Origin of the sequence: Algoriphagus aestuariicola, assembly GCF_017254835.1 — a bacterium.
Classification (GTDB): Bacteria; Bacteroidota; Bacteroidia; order Cytophagales; family Cyclobacteriaceae; genus Algoriphagus; species Algoriphagus aestuariicola.
In genome coordinates this window covers 982,621-998,925 of record NZ_JAFKCW010000002.1, presented here as the reverse complement: position 1 = coordinate 998,925, position 16,305 = coordinate 982,621, and the positions used below count along the sequence as shown (strand labels likewise).

Genomic DNA, 16,305 nt, shown 5'->3' with positions numbered 1-16,305 from the left:
TCATCGACAAGAATGGCACTTCAGAAAGTCAAGCGATGTTCTTTCCGTCCCGTACAAATGTCCGCTCCAGAAAGATCGGGTCTTTGGAATAGGACACAAATCTGTCGTATGCATCATTTTCTGAAACTTCGGCGGCAATGTCAAAAATAATGCTGGTTGAGGCTGATTCGAATTTCATGATTGGAGAGTAGCTACGCAAAAGCAAGGTAGGCAGTGTAACAGAATAGAAAAGATAGAATCAGTCCCACGGGGGATTTCAAACTAATTTTATAAAAATATACATTTCACGTTCATGAAACTCAAGTTCTAGCAGGGAAAGACTATTGGCTGGGGATTTAATGATAAATGAACTCGGGGTCAAAGACATGGATTGGATATCTGACTTTTGCCTCCACCGTAAACGGAATCAACAACCACTTGGGGACGGGATGGCCATAGGGGTCTAAGGCTGGGGAAAAGTTGTTGTCCCAAAGTTTGACCACGCGCACGTACTCCGCGGCGATCTTTGGATTTCCTTCCAGGGGATTTGCCCACTCGATCTTTTCCACCAAGCCGTGTTCACTGACCAATACCGCAATCCAATAGTCCTCTGGCTTTTCCGGGTAGAGCTTCATGCTTAGCCTGAAGTTTTTGGCTACAAACTCGTACCATTCTTTTCTAAGGCCGTTGAATTGAGGTTCAAAGTCGTTGTAAGGCTTCGGTGCTGCTCCGTTTTCCCCGTTTCTGGTGATATGAAAGATGTACCTGTTTCCAGAAAGTACCTTTCCGACCACTTGGTCATCGAAGAAGTATTGAATGGAGATTTTTGGGATGACGAGGCTTTCGACCCTTCTCCATTGCAAGTGGCCGTATTCATCGAACTGCTCGGTCACCCGGTCTAGGTCTTGGTATCTCGTATGCTTGGTCAGGACGACCCGACTTAGACGTTGGTCGAGTGTGAAAATCCGCTCCACCCTCGCCGAATTGCCTAGAGGCGACACCAGTTTGTTATAGACATGATTGATGGTGTCCTCGGGAGTGATCTCGAAATAGTGGCGGTTGAGACGGATAAGCGTTTCGGATGCTTCCTGGGCGAAGCTTTGGCCTAGTAAAAAGGTGAATATTACGGTCAGAATCCAGCGCATCTAGAAATTTAATCGGATTTGGGGTAAGATAGTTTTGATTCTGGCTTTTCTCCGAGCTGGTTTCCGAGAAATAGGTCTTGGTTCAAAAAAAGCCGCTTATAGAAATTGTCAGGTGATTTGGCTAAAAGCTGTGCAAGTCCGGTTTTCGCTTTCTATTTTCCTCCCATGAAATCAAACCAATTTGACGCCATCGTAGTGGGCTCGGGGATCTCGGGAGGCTGGGCTGCCAAGGAACTTTGTGAAAAAGGCCTCAAAACCTTGGTCTTGGAGCGGGGAAGGCAAGTGGAGCACCTAAAGGACTATCCGACCATGACCAAGCCGGCTTGGGAGATGCCCCACCGTAATCAGCGCACCATGGCCGACCGCCAAGCCAATCCCATCGCAAACCGATGCTATGCCTACCAGGAGGATACTGCCCATTTTTTTGTCAAGGACTCGGAGCATCCCTACATCCAGTCCAAGCCTTTCGACTGGATCAGGGGCTATCAGGTAGGAGGTAAGTCCCTGATCTGGGCTCGGCAGACGCAGCGATGGTCGAAGTATGACTTCGAAGGTCCCGCAAGGGATGGATTTGCGGTGGACTGGCCGATACGCTACGAGGATCTGGCTCCTTGGTACAGCCATGTCGAGCGCTTCGTTGGGATATCCGGCAGCTACGAGGGCTTGGATACTCTGCCCGATGGGGAGTTCTTGCCTGCATGGGAGATGAACTGTGTGGAAAAGGAAATCCAAAAGCGAATCCTCGAGGCCTACGGAGATCGCCGCTTCATCATCGGGCGCTGTGCGCACCTCACCGAGCCCCAAGCCCAGCATCTTGCGCAGGGCCGAGGCAGGTGCATGGCCAGAAACCAGTGCTATCGCGGCTGCCCGTTTGGGGGATACTTCAGCTCCAACTCATCCACGCTGCCCACTGCCGCCCTCACCGGCAATCTCACGCTCCGTCCCAACTCGGTCGTCCATTCCTTGATTTGGGACGAGGAGAAGGGAAAAGCCACAGGCGTTCGCGTGGTAGATCGATTGACGAAAGAAGCTAAAGAATACTTTGCGCCGTTGATTTTCCTCAACGCAGCCTGCTTGAACACCAACCTTGTCTTGCTCAATTCCACCTCGAATCGATTCCCGGAGGGCTTGGGAAACGAGCATGGCATTTTGGGTAAGTACATCGCTTTTCACAACTATCGGGGTTCTCTCAGCGCCGGATTCGAAGGATTCGAGGACAAGACCTATTTCGGGCGTCGCCCAACGGCCGTGATGCTTCCCAACTTTCGGAATGTGAAAAGTCAGGAGACGGATTTTCTCAGAGGATATATGTCCTTTTATACCGCGGGAAGGGCAGGCTGGGGAAGTCAACGTGATATGCCCTTTGGCGCGGACTTCAAGGAAGCCAACAGCGAGCTTGGGCCTTGGTCGGTGTATATGATGATGCAGGGAGAGACCATACCCAAGGAGACAAATCGGGTTTCCTTGAGCCCCGACAGGAAAGACGAGTGGGGGATACCTCTTCTCGATATCGAGGTGGATTATGATGACAATGATGAAAAGCTGCTCCAGGACTTCCTCCAGCAAGGGGAGGAGATGCTTTCGAAGGCAGGCTGCATTCATATACGCAAGTCGGACAGCGGCCAATCCCCTGGGCTAGACATCCATGAGATGGGTGGCGTTCGGATGGGCCGGGATCCAAAGTCTTCCCTGCTCAATGGCTTCAACCAGATGCACTATGCGCCCAATGTCTTTGTGACCGACGGAGCTGCTATGACCTCTACCGGTACACAAAACCCCTCCATTACCTACATGGCCCTAACGGCCCGGGCGGTGGACTATGCGGTAAAGGAGCTGAAGAAGGGGAATATCCGATGAAAACCTTGCGAGCTGTTTGGGAGAAGGGGAAAAAATGCGGTTAGCGACTGAACCGGAGCACCGTGTACATATCGATAAAGCGTTCCGATCCATTTCGGACGATTTCCTGGAGGTTGTCGATCCTGCCCCAGCATTCCGTCTCCTGTTGGGAGAAAAATGCCTGCAACGTGTCCAACTTCCCATCCGGATGCTCCAGATAAAGGCTTCCGTGGAGACCGCGGACATCCGCCCAGATCGCTTGATGTCCGGGGTAGATTTCTTCGGGATAGGCATAGAGTTCGTGTAGGATGCGGTCGCTGCCCCGCATGCTGTAAAGCTGAAACCCCTCTAGATCCAGCGTTGCCCCTTCCCCAAAAATTAGATCCTCACCAGTTTCGACACTCACCACAGTAAACTCAAAATCGTACTTGGAGACGGGGATATCCGCATTGCCGCAGGTGTTGCAGGACAAGAAGGCAAGGGCAAAGCCTAACGCAATAAAGGGAATGGAGAAAAAGCGCTTGGTCATGGAAAAAAGGTAGGGAATACGGTGTACAAGACGGAAGAAAATCAATTTTCTCTTCATGGAATTACTTCGTTTTTGGTGAGGTGCCTTGGATTATCGTGGAAATCCAAGGCATCTAGGCAAAATTTGGTCGTTGTTTGGGCGGTGTTTCAAAACTACGGTACTATTCATTTCAATTTGCAACTATTGGGAAACACCGTCGGAATGGCGAACCCTGAGCCATTGCAAGTTTAAACGGTTTTTTTTGGGAGATTTGCTACTTCCATAAATGCCAGAATACATTTTTGCTGCTGAGCTGTCCTTTCGGGTCTCCGACCAATTCACTGAGGTCTGACCATATTCCCCCCAGATTTTCCTTCATTCCCTTGGGAATACTCTTATTTTTGTTCCTTTCTCATACTACCTATTACCAATATGAACGCAGTCAACCCTACCACTACACCTGCTTGGACAAGACTTTTGGAGCTGGTCGAAAAGCACAAAAACCACAGCATCGCCTCCCATTTTCAGTATCCCGGACGCTTCGACGAGTTCAGCGTCAAGTTTGAGGATATCCTTGTCGATTTTTCCAAAAATCGCGTCTCTGACGGTATATTGGCTGCTTTAATGGATTTGGCGAGGGAGACCGGCGTGCACGAAGCCATCGAGGAGATGTTTAGTGGATTACCGATCAACCAGACCGAAAACCGTGCGGTACTTCATACCGCACTTAGAAATAGAAGAAGCCATCCCGTCTATGTAGACGGCAAGGATGTGATGCCCGAGGTCAATGCTGTGTTGGCGCAGATGAAAGGTTTTGCAGACCAAATCCACGGCGGCAAGTGGCTTGGCTATACCGGCAAGCCCATCAAGTCTCTGGTGAATATAGGAATCGGCGGCTCCGACCTCGGTCCGGTGATGGTGACAGAGGCATTGAAGCCGTATCAAAGTCCCGACTTGGAGATCTTCTTTGTATCCAATGTGGACGGAACCCATATCGCGGAGACTTTGAAGAAGGTCGAACCGGAGACCACACTTTTCTTTATCGCTTCCAAGACTTTCACTACACAAGAGACCATGACCAATGCCCATACGGCGCGGGACTGGTTTTTGGCGACGGCAAAAGATGAGGCCGCGGTGGCCAAGCACTTCGTGGCCCTCTCCACCAACGCCAAGGCAGTCTCGGCCTTCGGGATCGACACGGCCAACATGTTTGCCTTTTGGGATTGGGTAGGGGGCAGGTATTCCCTCTGGTCTGCCATCGGCCTGCCCATCGCCTGCGTGATCGGCTTTGACAACTTCGAAAAACTCCTTTCCGGTGCCCACTCTATGGATGAGCACTTCCGCCACACGGCTTTTGAGCGAAACATTCCGATGGTGCTGGCGATGATTGGAATTTGGAATACCAATTTCCAGGGTGCTACCTCAGAGGCTATTCTTCCTTACGACCAATACATGCACCGTTTTGCGGCCTATTTCCAGCAGGGGAATATGGAGAGCAACGGAAAATATGTGACTCGATCCGGCGGAAAAGTCGATTACACCACAGGCCCAATCATCTGGGGTGAGCCGGGTACCAATGGACAGCATGCCTTTTACCAGTTAATCCACCAAGGTACGCGCTTGATACCCTGTGACTTTATCGCCCCGGCTATTTCCCACAATCCGATAGGCGACCATCACCAAAAGCTGCTATCCAACTTCTTTGCTCAAACCGAAGCATTGATGAACGGGAAATCTTTGGAAGCCGTGAAAGCCGAGATGGAAAAAGCTGGAAAATCAGCGGAGGAAATCGAAAAAATCGCTCCGCATCGCGTGTTTGAAGGCAATCGCCCAACCAACTCGATTCTCGTCAAGGAAATCAATCCCTACACCCTCGGCCAGCTGATCGCAATGTATGAGCACAAGATTTTTGTGCAGGGTGTGGTCTGGAATATTTTCAGCTTTGACCAATGGGGAGTGGAGCTGGGTAAAGTTCTGGCCAACGGAATTCTGCCTGAGTTGGCTGGTGAGGAGGAAGTGACATCCCACGACAGCTCCACCAATGGCCTGATCAATGCCTACAAAGCAATGCGAAAAGGCTAATTGGCCAAGATTCCTTTCAGATCCAATTCTGACAAACGTTGGGGAACAGTGAGACCGCCTTGGTTGAGCTGTTCCCCAGCTATTTTTACCCGATAGTCTGCATCTATTGCGATGCCCTCGGTCTGGCTGTTAAATACGACGGCTCCCAATCGAATTGTTTTCATCGGATTTCCGGAAATAGCTGGAAGTTGTGGGTTTTTGATTACACCAATAAAGGCCTGCGAGGTGGCTCCCGCATTTTCATATCCGATGAATACAAGGTTTTTGCCATTTCGAGTCACTTCTGCACCCGTGATCCAGCCTTCTGTTTCAAATGTTCCCGCATATCTCGCAACTTGTGTTCCGGGTTTTGGGTCCAGTATATAAACATCGCTGCCTTGGGCATTGGTAGGTTTGGTGAAAAGTAGCAGTTGACCCCCATGATAGACCATCGCTTCGCAGTCAAATCTATGGTCTTCCCCGGCACTTGGACTTCCCGATTGTCGATCATAGCTGAAGTGGATCACTTCGGCTTGTACATCGTTTTTGGTTTCTAACTCATTTAGAGAAATCCTTAGCACCCGAAGGTCGGTTCGGTTACCCAGGTTGTTTCCGAAGTCGCCGATATACAGGAATTGACTGTCGCTGGCAAGATCTTCCCAGTCAATGTTGGAAGCGTTGGTTACCCGGATGCGACGGATCACCTGGCCGTGGTATTGGTCTATTTCATAGATCTCTGCGGCATTGCCTCCGTCATTGATGGTATATAAATGTTGACCGACAAATTGTAGGCCTGAAGCCTCCGTTAAATCGGCATCTAGCTCGACTTGATAAAAAGGCGGCATGCGATCCGGTGCTGATTCCGTGTCCAGATTGACTCTCACCTCCGAGAAAACGAGGTGGGGATCGCTTAGAGGCGGAGTTGAGCTTGAACTTGTGGATGTCCTAAAGGAAAAGGAACTATGGGTGAAGGCTTGGGTATCAACACCCCAGTGGATCCTGTTTCCGTTTTTGAGCACCAGTTCGGTTTTGAAAAGTAGGGCTGGAATTACATAGGCATAGTAGTAGCCGTCTTTGTGAAAAAGAGGTGTTTCTTGGGGATGGGTGATATGGCTTTCTTCGCTTAGGTTTTCATCCGAAAAACTTACCAATTGGTAAGCTGTTTTGCCCTGAAGAAGAGCTGAAGTAGGGGCTGTGATTTCCAGGAAGCCCTCGATCTGAACAGGCAAATAAGACGTGATTTGCGAGGCATCGGAGCTTCCGTAATAGAAATAGCTCCCTGGAGGAAGAAATACCTCGGGCAATACACCACTAAAATCCGGCACAAAAGTAAAAGGGTAATTAGTCTGGGTAGATTGGGATACGAAGACTAGACTGATTTTTTCTCCGAAGCTGTGTTCCCATTCTCCATCGGCAAGCAATCTGCCTCCTGGTACATTTGCCGATGTAAGAGAAAAGCCATCTATCGTCAGAGGTATTCTCCCGTCAGGTTTTTCGTCCTCTTTGCAGGAGATTAGCGAGAAGGCTAAAACAAAAGCAAAAAAGAGTTCTGTTAATCGGTGCATGGTTAGATTCTCTAATTGTCTGTCTGCCGCTTTTTTATGAAAAACTAATTTCCTTGTGCTAGATACTAGATGTCAACCTAAAGCCAAAGCAAACTACTATCACCATAGCTGAGAAAGCGATAATTTTTGTCCAAGGCCTCTTGATAGACTTTTTTCCAATCCTCGCCCAAGATGGTGGCAATCAGCAACACCAAGGTTGAGCCTGGTTGATGGAAATTGGTGATCAAGCCCTCGATCATGCGGAAGACGTAACCCGGGAAGATGAAGATTTCGGTTTGGCCAAGAATGGAATCCTGCTGATTTGCTTCCATCCAGTTGAGGATTGCTTGTAGTGCGTCGGTTTTGGAGGGAATCCGCTCCCTTTTTTCGTAGGCAAAGAGCTTTGAAATAAAGAAATCCTCGCCTTTTCCTTCGATGAGTTTGACCCCGTACCAAAACAAGCTTTCCAGCGTACGGACCGATGTGGTGCCTACAGCGACGGTTTTGCCCTGGTTCTTTAAAAGGGATTTGATGGTCGCTCGATTGATCTGGATCTGCTCGCTGTGCATGGGATGCTCCAGTACATTGTCCACTTTGATCGGCTGAAAGGTGCCCGCGCTCACATGAAGGGTAACTTCTGCTTCGCGGATTCCTTTTTTGCGGAGCTTCTCAAAAACTGCCGCCGTGAAGTGCAGCCCCGCAGTCGGCGCGGCTACGGCTCCTTCTTTTTTGGAATAGACGGTTTGATAGCGATCCCGATCCTCTACTTCCGGCTTGCGGTTGAGGTAGGGAGGGAGGGGAATTTCTCCACTGGCTTCCACCAAATCCACAAAAGCAATCTCAGGATCATTCCAGGTGAATTCAACGAGTTTAGATTCCCTGTTTTTTAGGCTTGCGTTGAGGACTACTTCCTTGCCCGATACGTTGACTTTTCCCTGTAGGACTTCTCCGTCCTTCCATTTTTTGGCGTTGCCGATCATGGTTTCCCAAGTCACGGGATGCTTGGCCAGCATAATCTCGGGGATAACCGTGGTGGGTGCTGTAGGGGCAAGAAGGAAGATTTCGATCTTGGCTCCGGTCTCGCGCTGGAAGATAAGGCGTGCCGGAATTACCTTGGTGTCGTTGTACACCAACAGCGTTTCTACCGGTAGCAGCTCGGGGATATCGCAAAAATGGAAATGCTGGATCTCTCCCTTTTGATAATGCAAGACCTGAGAACTGTCCCGCTTTTCCAGCGGAAACTTGGCAATGCGTTCGTCGGGGAGTGTATATTCGTAGTCTCTAAGGTCGATCTGAGGGATATCCATCGGATGGGCTGATTTGGGTGCAAATATAGGCATCCATTTTTACCTGAAATCCCCCAATCCCGAATGACTTCGCCGACGACACTTTGCTTTTCCTACACTAAAAGAACGCTCAATTTCCGATTTGAAGCGGGCACCTCACGAGGCGTGCTCAAGACGCGGGAGGTGTATTGGATCAAAGCATTAGATTCCGCAAACCGGGATATCGTCGGCTGGGGTGAGGCGGCGCCGCTGGTCAAGCTAAGTCCAGACCATCGTGAGGATTTTGAGGAGATCCTGAAGAAAACTCTCGTTTCACTCAATGAGGTTACTTTTGAATTGGAGGAAAAAGCAATTCTAAACCAATTGGAAGATCTTGTTCCCTTTGATTTGCCTTCAATCCGCTTCGGCTTGGAAACAGCGTTGTTGGACTTGGCGTGTGGAGGAAAGAAAAGATTGTTTTCCAATCGTTTTTTCGATGCTCAAGAAGGTATTCCGATCAATGGACTAATTTGGATGGGAGACAGGGACTTTATGCTGGAGCAGATCGACCAAAAGTTGAGTGAAGGATTCGACTGTATCAAGATGAAGATCGGAGCAATTGACTTTGAGCAGGAGATCGCACTTTTGCAGTACATCCGAAGCCGATTTACCAAAGATCAGATCGTGCTCCGTGTAGATGCGAATGGAGCTTTTTCTCCAAAAGATGCTTTGAAAAAGCTCGGTAGACTCGCCGAATTGGACATCCAGAGCATCGAGCAACCCATTCGGGCTGGGCAATTTCAAGAAATGAAGGCGCTATGCGAAGCCACTCCACTCCCCATCGCCTTGGATGAAGAGCTGATCGGGGTCGCCGAAAAGAAAACACTTTTGGATACGGTAAGACCCCAGCACATCATTCTCAAACCGACGTTACTTGGTGGGATTCTGGAAACCCGAGAATGGGTGAAGTTGGCTGAAGAAAGAAGTATCGGCTGGTGGATGACCTCCGCATTGGAGAGTAACATCGGCCTGAACGCAATCTCCCAGCTTGCCTCAGCCTTGGCAACCAAAATTCCGCAGGGTCTGGGCACAGGCAAACTCTATCACAACAACCTGGCTTCACCTCTGGAAATCGAGTCTGGAAAGATTTTCTACAAAACCGAAAAGTCTTGGGGAGAACCAGTTTAATCTAGTCGATGGAGGTACACCGGCTTGTGAACGGTGGCTTTCCAAGGTGTTTGGGTTAGGCTACCATTCTCTGGGCTTCGCTCAAAAATCACAATGTCGTTGCTGGCTTGATGTGCCGCGAGCAAGTATTTACCATCCAAAGTGAGGTTAAAGTTTCGGGGCATCAAGCCACCGGAAGCAATGTTTTGTACGCGCTCGTATTCACCAGCATTGTTTTTTGCGAATACGGAGATCGTATTGGCGTCGCCCCGGTTGGAGACATATACGTTTTTTCCATCTGGGGATACCCGGATCTCTGCCGCTCCGACATTTCCATTAAATCCCTCATTCAAAAGCGTAAGCCTTTGCTTGGGAGCTAGCTGTCCATTGTCGTAAGAAAAAACGTCCAGCATAGCCGACATTTCCTCCACTACCAACACTTCTTTGCCATCCCCGGAAAAAGCCAGATGGCGGGGCCCGTCACCTGGGGTCATGGGAAATTCTGCAAACAACGTCAGAGGCTGGGTTTGGCTGGGATCAAAGTCATAGACGTACACCTTGTCCGTACCCAAGTCGGCGACGAGTACGCGCTTTCCCTCAGGGTCAAAGGTTGTGGAGTGGACGTGTGGCTTTTCCTGGCGGTCTGGATTCACGCTTTTGCCGCTGTGCTGGACGAGCTGCACAAAGTCCAATTTACCTTCCGGGGAAACCTTGAAAACGGAGAGATTGCCGCCTGAGTAATTGCCCAGGATGACAAAATCCTCATTTGGTGACATGGAAATATGACAGGGGTGGTCTCCCATAGAATCATCCTGATCAAGGAGACCCAGTGAATTGTCCGCTGGATTTCTTGAGAAAGTGAGCACTTTCCCTCCTTTAACACCCGCTTCTTCTTCCAAGGAATAGACGGTCTTCCCATCCTTGCTTGCAATCACAAAGGAAGGATTGGCTATGCCAGCGGCCACCGTTTCGACAGTCATCAAGTTTTCCGAAGGGGAAAAAGAAAGGAAATTGATCCCGTGATTGAGGGAGTCGGTGTAGGTTCCGATCAGAAAATTATAAGTCACGGCGGGTTCGGGATTTGGATTCACTTGGATTTCTTGTTTGGGAGAGGAGCAGGCGATGAGCGCCACTGCCGTTGTCAGGATCGAGAGGGATTTCATAGCCTTAAATTACGCGACAATCCTGGTTCTTGGAAATGGTTTTTTGCCAATTGATGAAGATGCGTTGTACACAATTCGCAGGTTAGGAGCGCCTTTGTAGCCGCGCTCTTCCCCAGATGACATAGAGGGCGAGAAATGCCATGAAGATGTTAAACCCGATATCGGCCGCTTCTCCTCTAGATACATGGAAAATGGCGGCTGTAAGCATTAGCGCTACAATCCCATAGGAGGCGAGGATAGAAATCCAGGGGAAAATCCGAAGTGAAGATGGAACAAGTATTCCGACTGCCGCTGCCAGGTCAATGATCCCAGTCAGAGTGACGAGGCCAGGATTTTCTTTTCCCCAGAGAAAGGGGAAGTCGTCATGCTGGATCAGTTTCATATATCCAGCCCACAAAAAGATGATGGCCAGAATTCCCTGCGCAGTCCAAAGCGCGATGATTAGAATTTTTGAAGGTTTTTGCTTGGCATGCATTTCGTTATTTGTTAGATGAAGCTGCAAGCTTAGTTACCTTTGCTTTCAAAATGATATTACTTCCCAAGTGGAAAGCGCTATCCAACTGGAAAGTAATGTGAAAAACTATAGTCTATGCTGTCACAAGCCGGTTGTCCGAAAACTATGCTTTCTATCCGAGATGCTTTGGAAGCGGTCGAGGGGAGATGGAAGCTTCTTATTTTGTTTGCCTTGTCAGAGAAGCCAAAACGGTTTAAGCAGCTTGCGAAAGATGTTCCGGGAATCACCGACAAGATGCTTTCCAAAGAGTTGAAGAGCCTCGAAGCCAATCAACTTGTAGTACGGGAGGTGCTTGATACCTTCCCGCCTACAGTCCAATATTCCATCACACCACATGGTTTGTCTTTGGAAAAGGTCTTGGATGAGCTGCATTTTTGGGGACTAGTCCATAGGAAAAGAATCATGGGTAGCTAAAGGAGGACGGCACGAACTCCGTTTCCTTTATTGTCCATGCCGGTTTTGAGGCTGATTTTTTAAAATGCGAAAGGAACAGGGAATGGACGAACCAGAGTTCTTTTGAAAAGTTGTTTAGTTGCATTTGATCCGTCGTCCACTACTATGATTTCCAGGTTTGGGTAAAAGGACTCCATTGCGGATTGGAGTGTTTCGGACAAAAATTGGGCTGAGTTGTAATTGGGGATTACAATGGATACCCTGGAAGAAATTCTCATGCGGTTTGTGGTTTGAGGTTTTTGAAAAATTGTTTGCGTTTGAAATTTAGATAGGAGAAGTAGCTTCTTTTGCCCCACTTGCATTCGTACAAAAATCGCTCGTCGGTAGTCAGAAGGAGCTGTTCCTTTTGCGTTTTCGTTTTAAGGGTCTGGCTTTCCAGGTGATCTACCTGCGAATCGGAGACCAGCCCGTGGAGGATTTGGTGCTTTTCGAGGGTTTTGGCGTAGTCATTGTCTGCGAACCAAAACTTAAAGCGCTCGTCCAAAAGCCCCGTTTTCTCCAGCATACTTCTTTTGAAAAATAAACACCAGCCAGCCACGTGCTTTCTGACCTCGTAGCCTATGTGGATTCCCGTATTTGTCAGAATGCCCCGTTCTCTATGGTTGATTTCACAGAGGGGAGATGCGCTTTCCAAGTCGGTGTATTTCCGAAATGCCTCCAAGATTTTACTTGCCCATCCGGGATGAAAAATTAGATCATTGTTGCAAAGACAAACAAAAGGGGCTTTTCCTTTTTTGATCCCCGCATTCATCAGACGGTTATAGTTGAAGGGGCGGTTGGTGAAAATCGTTTCGCAATAAGGATAGTGGTAGCTTTCGGTCTTAGCAGATTCATATACCTGAATCATAAATCGAATTTGGTTACCGTCCTCCGAGGCCAGGAGTGATTCGATTGCCTTGCAAGTCAGCTCACGCAATTCTGGCGTCTTTGCGTTGGATAGGATGATGAGATCGATTAGCTGCATGGACTTTGTTAATTGTTTTTCTCCTAAAATTGATCGCTTTGAAGTAGAACGAAATGACCGTAGGCCAATCGTAAAGTGAGGCCATCTTGATCAGGTGAGAGATGCTGGTCAAAGGGCCGTGGTACATGATGTATTTGAACAGCTGGCGCTTCTTATTTCCGTTCAGAACGCGCAGTGAACTCTTTTCGGACTCGTTTAAAAAGTATGCCTCTTGAAGTTGATGGTTGAGCCAAGTCCGGAGATTTAGCTCTCCATATCGCATAGTCTGGGTTTGCTGGCTCACACTTCCGCGATGTACACGGATAAGTGTAAAGGCCTCCGGGTTTCGGAGGTAGTGGATCGTCGCCCCGGCGAAAACACACTGTATCCAATATTGCCAGTCTTCAGTATGGGAGATATCCTCAGGGAAAAATCCGGCAATTCCTGCCAAGCTTTTCCGCAGTACTGGGCTGCTGACCACGGCCAGGTTGTTTCTGATGAGTTGCTCGACAGCAAACGCATGTTTGCCCGAAAATCGGATCATCCAATCCCTGCCGAGAAACTCTTGGTCCGGATAGTGGACTTCCGGAATGCCATCTTCGAAATAATGGTTTTCGGTATAACAAAGATCAACTTCTGGATGCGCTGCAAGGTACTCGACTTGAAGACGGATTTTGTCCCTGCTGAGGAGATCATCTGCATCCAAAAACTGAATCAGTTCTCCATTGGCTTTGGTTAAGCCCAGATTCCTCGCCGTTGAGACCCCGGAATTGGGCTGGTAAAAATACTGGATCCTAGGCTCATGGGCTTGCCATGACCTGACGGTCTCCATCGTATGATCCGTAGAGCCATCGTCTACCAAGATGGCCTCCCAGTTTTCATAAGATTGTGCCTGAAGGTTGGAGAAACATTCGTCCAGATACTTTCCATAGTTGTAGCAGGGGATGATGACAGACACCTTCATTTGATTGCGTAAAAGAGTTTTTTGGCCTTTAGGCCTAAGCTATAGCGAAGTGAAAAGGCTAGCTTATCAAAGGTGGATGAGGGAGATATAGTTAGAAGATGCTCTCGTTCCTTCCAGATTTTCCATCCTAGCCTAAATGAGAAATATGAATTTTCACGTGCTTTGGCCAGCTCGCTAAAATCTATGATCGGATGGTGAATTTTGTTTTTCCCCACAGCATTTGAACAGGCATCTAGCCAAGTATTTTCACGGGAAAATCTATTTTGAACCCGCGCGATGCCAGTGAGCCTCTTTTTCCGGCCAAGAATGTCTGTTTGGTTGTCTGCATGTTGTCGGTACTTCACCAGTGTGTGGGGGCAATATCCGATAGTTCCAAATTCCAGCGCGATCAAGGCAAGCCAATGGTCATAGCAACCCACCATTGGAATAGGAATTGCCAACTCCAAGATTTTTCTTTGGAAAAGCATTCCGTGTCCAGACACACAATTGAAAAACAGGAAAGGCTCTTGACGATCAAAGTCTCTCATGCGAAACTTGTCTGAGATCCGATAGTCCATGCTCTTGCCTTTGTCATCGATCAGCTCCGAATCATGGTAGACCATAACGTGAGATCCCATGGATTTTTGCAGGTTCTCGAGCTTCTGAGGCGCCCAGACATCGTCTTGGTCGCAGGGGGCTATAAGATCGCCCTTGCAGTCGCCGAATACCGCCTCGAAATTCTTCTGAAGCCCGAGTCTTTCCTCGTTTTGTGTGACATGGATAAAGGAATGGCGATGCTGATACTCGCGGATGATCTCCATAGTCTGATCCGTCGACTGGTCGTCCCTGATCCGAATCTCCATGGGATGATAGGATTGACTCACGAGGGATTCCAGCTGCTCCCTCAGAAACTTTTCCCCGTTGTAGGTGCAGAGTCCGACTGATATTAGAGGCCGCTCGTTCATGCTTTTTCAAGGCTTTGTTTCTCGATCAGTTTGCTGTAAGCTCCTTCCATAAATAGGAGTTCGAAATGGGTACCCCGCTCGATGATGTGACCGTCTTCTATGACGAGAATCTGATCCGCTTTTTGGATGGTACTCAGTCTATGGGCGATCACCAATGTGGTACGGTTGACCATCAGCTTTTGCAGGGCGTCTTGCACCAGAAATTCGGACTCCGTATCCAAAGCAGAGGTCGCCTCGTCCAAGAGCAAGATGGGCGGGTTTTGTAGGACGGCTCTGGCAATGCAAATGCGCTGCCTTTGTCCTCCGGAAAGCCGCGAGCCACGATCCCCGATTTGCGTTTGATAGCCTTGATCGGTTTCCATGATGAAATCGTGGGCATTCGCGATCCTTGCTGCGGCCTCAACCTCCGCATCTGTTGCATCGGGTTTGCTGAAAGCGATGTTATTTCGGATGGAGTCGTGGAAAAGAATGCTTTCCTGGTTGACCATGCCAATCAATGATCTGAGGGAGTTTGCGGATATTTCTTTGAGATCTATCCCATCTATGCTGATTCGACCCCATGTCGGCCGGTGAAACAAGGGGATAAAATCCATCAAGGTGGATTTTCCTCCTCCAGAAGGCCCCACTAAAGCAATGGTCTTGCCTTTGGGTATCGTAAAGCTTATTTGCTTTAAAATAGGTTTTGCGTCGTACGCAAACGTGACCTCTTCAAAGCGGATCTCTTTTTTAAAGTCTTCGATTCGGTGGAGGTTGCCAGATTCCGCCAGTTCGGCTTTTTCGTCCAACACTTCCAGCACCCTCTCACCCGCAGCCAGTCCCGAATTCAGCGTACTGAAAGATTCCGTCATGGCCTTGGCAGGTCTCATGATCTGCGAAAAGATGGCGATATAGGTGATGAAGGATGCAGCGGAAAGCCCGGCATCGCCCAATAGGACAAGGTTGCCCCCGTAGAGGACGAGGATCGTGACCATCACGACGCCAAGAAACTCACTGGTCGGGGAGGCGAGCTGCTGTCTGTAAGCCATTCGGCGACCCAAGTCGGAAAAAGCCCGATTTTCGCCGGCAAATTTGTCTTTGATCCGGTCAGCTGCATTGAAGGCTTTGATCACCCGGATACCGGCCAAAGACTCGTCCAGGTAGCTGATCATCATGCCGAAACGCTCCTGCGCTTCCTTTGCCTGAGCTTTGAGCTTCTGTACAATCCTGGCGATGATCCAAGCGGAGACCGGGATGACCAAAACCGCGAACAGGGTCAGTTTGACAGAGATAGAGAACAGCACCACCAGGTAGGCGATGAGTTGCATAGGTTCCTTGAACAAAACCTGAAGCGTGCTCGTGACCGAATACTGCACCACCTGTACATCAGAAGCGATCTTGGAAATGATATTGCCTTTTCGCTGAGCTGTAAAATAGGCAAGGTCCATGTCTATGACATGGTTGAAAAGAGAGTTGCGGAGATTTAAGAGGGTGTGAATTCTAAAATTCTCCATCGTGCGGAACGATAGGTATTTAAAGAGATTGCTAAGGAGGACTGAAACGAGGATTGCTCCGCAGATCCATTGAAGTGCCTGCATTTGCCCAAACTCCCCTTGGATCTTGTAGGTGGAATATTCCATCCAAGCCATAAAGTCCGTCATGGACTCAGGTGGCGTTTTTTGAATTCCGTCAGAATCCTTAAACAGAGCTGCTAAAAGCGGAGCAAGCAGAGCCAAGTTCATGGTATTAAACACAGTGGCTAGCACCGTGAGCAAAAAGTAGGGGATAGCGTATTTTTCGATGGGCTTTGCAAAGCCCAAAAGTCTAAAATAGGTATTCATGG

Annotated in this window: 16 protein-coding genes; 4 read left to right on the top strand and 12 right to left on the bottom strand. The window is 48.8% G+C overall.

What is annotated here, in order from left to right; all coding sequences use genetic code 11:
* Window positions 1-28 precede the first annotated feature (28 nt).
* A complete protein-coding gene (locus J0A67_RS11460; protein ID WP_206569467.1) occupies window positions 29-178 on the bottom strand; it encodes a hypothetical protein in 150 nt (49 codons plus the stop codon).
* A gap of 157 nt (window positions 179-335) precedes the next feature.
* On the bottom strand, window positions 336-1,124 hold the full coding sequence (locus J0A67_RS11455; RefSeq protein ID WP_206569466.1) for a hypothetical protein: 789 nt from the start codon (window positions 1,122-1,124) through the stop codon (window positions 336-338).
* Between the two features lie 165 nt (window positions 1,125-1,289).
* On the opposite strand from J0A67_RS11455, the gene J0A67_RS11450 reads away from it, so the two are divergent.
* The gene (locus J0A67_RS11450; protein WP_206569465.1) at window positions 1,290-2,981 is read left to right on the top strand and encodes a GMC oxidoreductase; all 1,692 of its coding nucleotides are present in this window, start codon (window positions 1,290-1,292) and stop codon (window positions 2,979-2,981) included.
* Window positions 2,982-3,021: 40 nt separating this feature from the next.
* Here the strand turns inward: J0A67_RS11450 and J0A67_RS11445 are convergent, their stop codons facing one another.
* Entirely contained in the window at window positions 3,022-3,546 is a 525-nt protein-coding gene (locus J0A67_RS11445; RefSeq protein ID WP_206569464.1) for a hypothetical protein, read from the bottom strand.
* A 354-nt stretch (window positions 3,547-3,900) separates the two neighbouring features.
* On the opposite strand from J0A67_RS11445, the gene pgi reads away from it, so the two are divergent.
* Window positions 3,901-5,550 carry a glucose-6-phosphate isomerase gene (gene pgi / locus J0A67_RS11440; protein WP_206569463.1) on the top strand — a complete coding sequence of 550 codons (1,650 nt, stop codon included), beginning with the start codon at window positions 3,901-3,903 and terminating at the stop codon, window positions 5,548-5,550.
* On the opposite strand, the gene J0A67_RS11435 is transcribed toward pgi, so the two are convergent.
* Window positions 5,547-7,094 carry a hypothetical protein gene (locus J0A67_RS11435; protein WP_206569462.1) on the bottom strand — a complete coding sequence of 516 codons (1,548 nt, stop codon included), beginning with the start codon at window positions 7,092-7,094 and terminating at the stop codon, window positions 5,547-5,549. The genes pgi and J0A67_RS11435 overlap by 4 nt on opposite strands.
* A 77-nt stretch (window positions 7,095-7,171) precedes the next feature.
* The gene (locus J0A67_RS11430; protein WP_206569461.1) at window positions 7,172-8,380 is read right to left on the bottom strand and encodes an S-adenosylmethionine:tRNA ribosyltransferase-isomerase; all 1,209 of its coding nucleotides are present in this window, start codon (window positions 8,378-8,380) and stop codon (window positions 7,172-7,174) included.
* Between the two features lie 63 nt (window positions 8,381-8,443).
* Here J0A67_RS11430 and J0A67_RS11425 point away from each other — a divergent pair, with 63 nt between their 5' ends.
* Window positions 8,444-9,526 (top strand): o-succinylbenzoate synthase, encoded by a 1,083-nt coding sequence (locus J0A67_RS11425; RefSeq protein ID WP_206569460.1) that lies wholly within the window; start codon window positions 8,444-8,446, stop codon window positions 9,524-9,526.
* Here J0A67_RS11425 and J0A67_RS11420 read toward each other — a convergent pair.
* Together J0A67_RS11420 and J0A67_RS11415 are read right to left on the bottom strand one after the other, a co-directional pair.
* Entirely contained in the window at window positions 9,523-10,668 is a 1,146-nt protein-coding gene (locus J0A67_RS11420) for a lactonase family protein (RefSeq protein ID WP_206569459.1), read from the bottom strand. The two genes, J0A67_RS11425 and J0A67_RS11420, sit on opposite strands and share 4 nt — an antisense overlap.
* A gap of 82 nt (window positions 10,669-10,750) precedes the next feature.
* Complete coding sequence (locus J0A67_RS11415) at window positions 10,751-11,143, bottom strand: DoxX family protein (RefSeq protein WP_206569458.1); 393 nt, start codon at window positions 11,141-11,143, stop codon at window positions 10,751-10,753.
* A 144-nt stretch (window positions 11,144-11,287) separates the two neighbouring features.
* On the opposite strand from J0A67_RS11415, the gene J0A67_RS11410 reads away from it, so the two are divergent.
* Window positions 11,288-11,596 (top strand): winged helix-turn-helix transcriptional regulator, encoded by a 309-nt coding sequence (locus tag J0A67_RS11410; protein WP_317195060.1) that lies wholly within the window; start codon window positions 11,288-11,290, stop codon window positions 11,594-11,596.
* A 59-nt stretch (window positions 11,597-11,655) separates the two neighbouring features.
* Here the strand turns inward: J0A67_RS11410 and J0A67_RS11405 are convergent, their stop codons facing one another.
* From J0A67_RS11405 to J0A67_RS11385, 5 genes are read right to left on the bottom strand one after another with little or no spacing between them, the layout of a single operon-like run.
* Entirely contained in the window at window positions 11,656-11,853 is a 198-nt protein-coding gene (locus J0A67_RS11405; protein WP_206569456.1) for a glycosyltransferase family 2 protein, read from the bottom strand.
* Window positions 11,850-12,599, bottom strand: coding sequence for a glycosyltransferase family 2 protein (locus J0A67_RS11400; protein WP_206569455.1), 750 nt, complete (start codon window positions 12,597-12,599; stop codon window positions 11,850-11,852). Before J0A67_RS11400 ends, J0A67_RS11405 begins: the two co-directional genes overlap by 4 nt.
* Window positions 12,544-13,542, bottom strand: coding sequence for a glycosyltransferase family 2 protein (locus J0A67_RS11395; RefSeq protein WP_206569454.1), 999 nt, complete (start codon window positions 13,540-13,542; stop codon window positions 12,544-12,546). The genes J0A67_RS11400 and J0A67_RS11395 overlap by 56 nt, the downstream gene beginning before the upstream one ends.
* Entirely contained in the window at window positions 13,539-14,486 is a 948-nt protein-coding gene (locus J0A67_RS11390; RefSeq protein WP_206569453.1) for a glycosyltransferase, read from the bottom strand. The genes J0A67_RS11395 and J0A67_RS11390 overlap by 4 nt, the downstream gene beginning before the upstream one ends.
* Window positions 14,483-16,303: an ABC transporter ATP-binding protein gene (locus tag J0A67_RS11385; RefSeq protein WP_206569452.1), complete on the bottom strand. Its 1,821-nt coding sequence runs from the start codon at window positions 16,301-16,303 to the stop codon at window positions 14,483-14,485. Before J0A67_RS11385 ends, J0A67_RS11390 begins: the two co-directional genes overlap by 4 nt.
* Window positions 16,304-16,305: the final 2 nt, after the last annotated feature.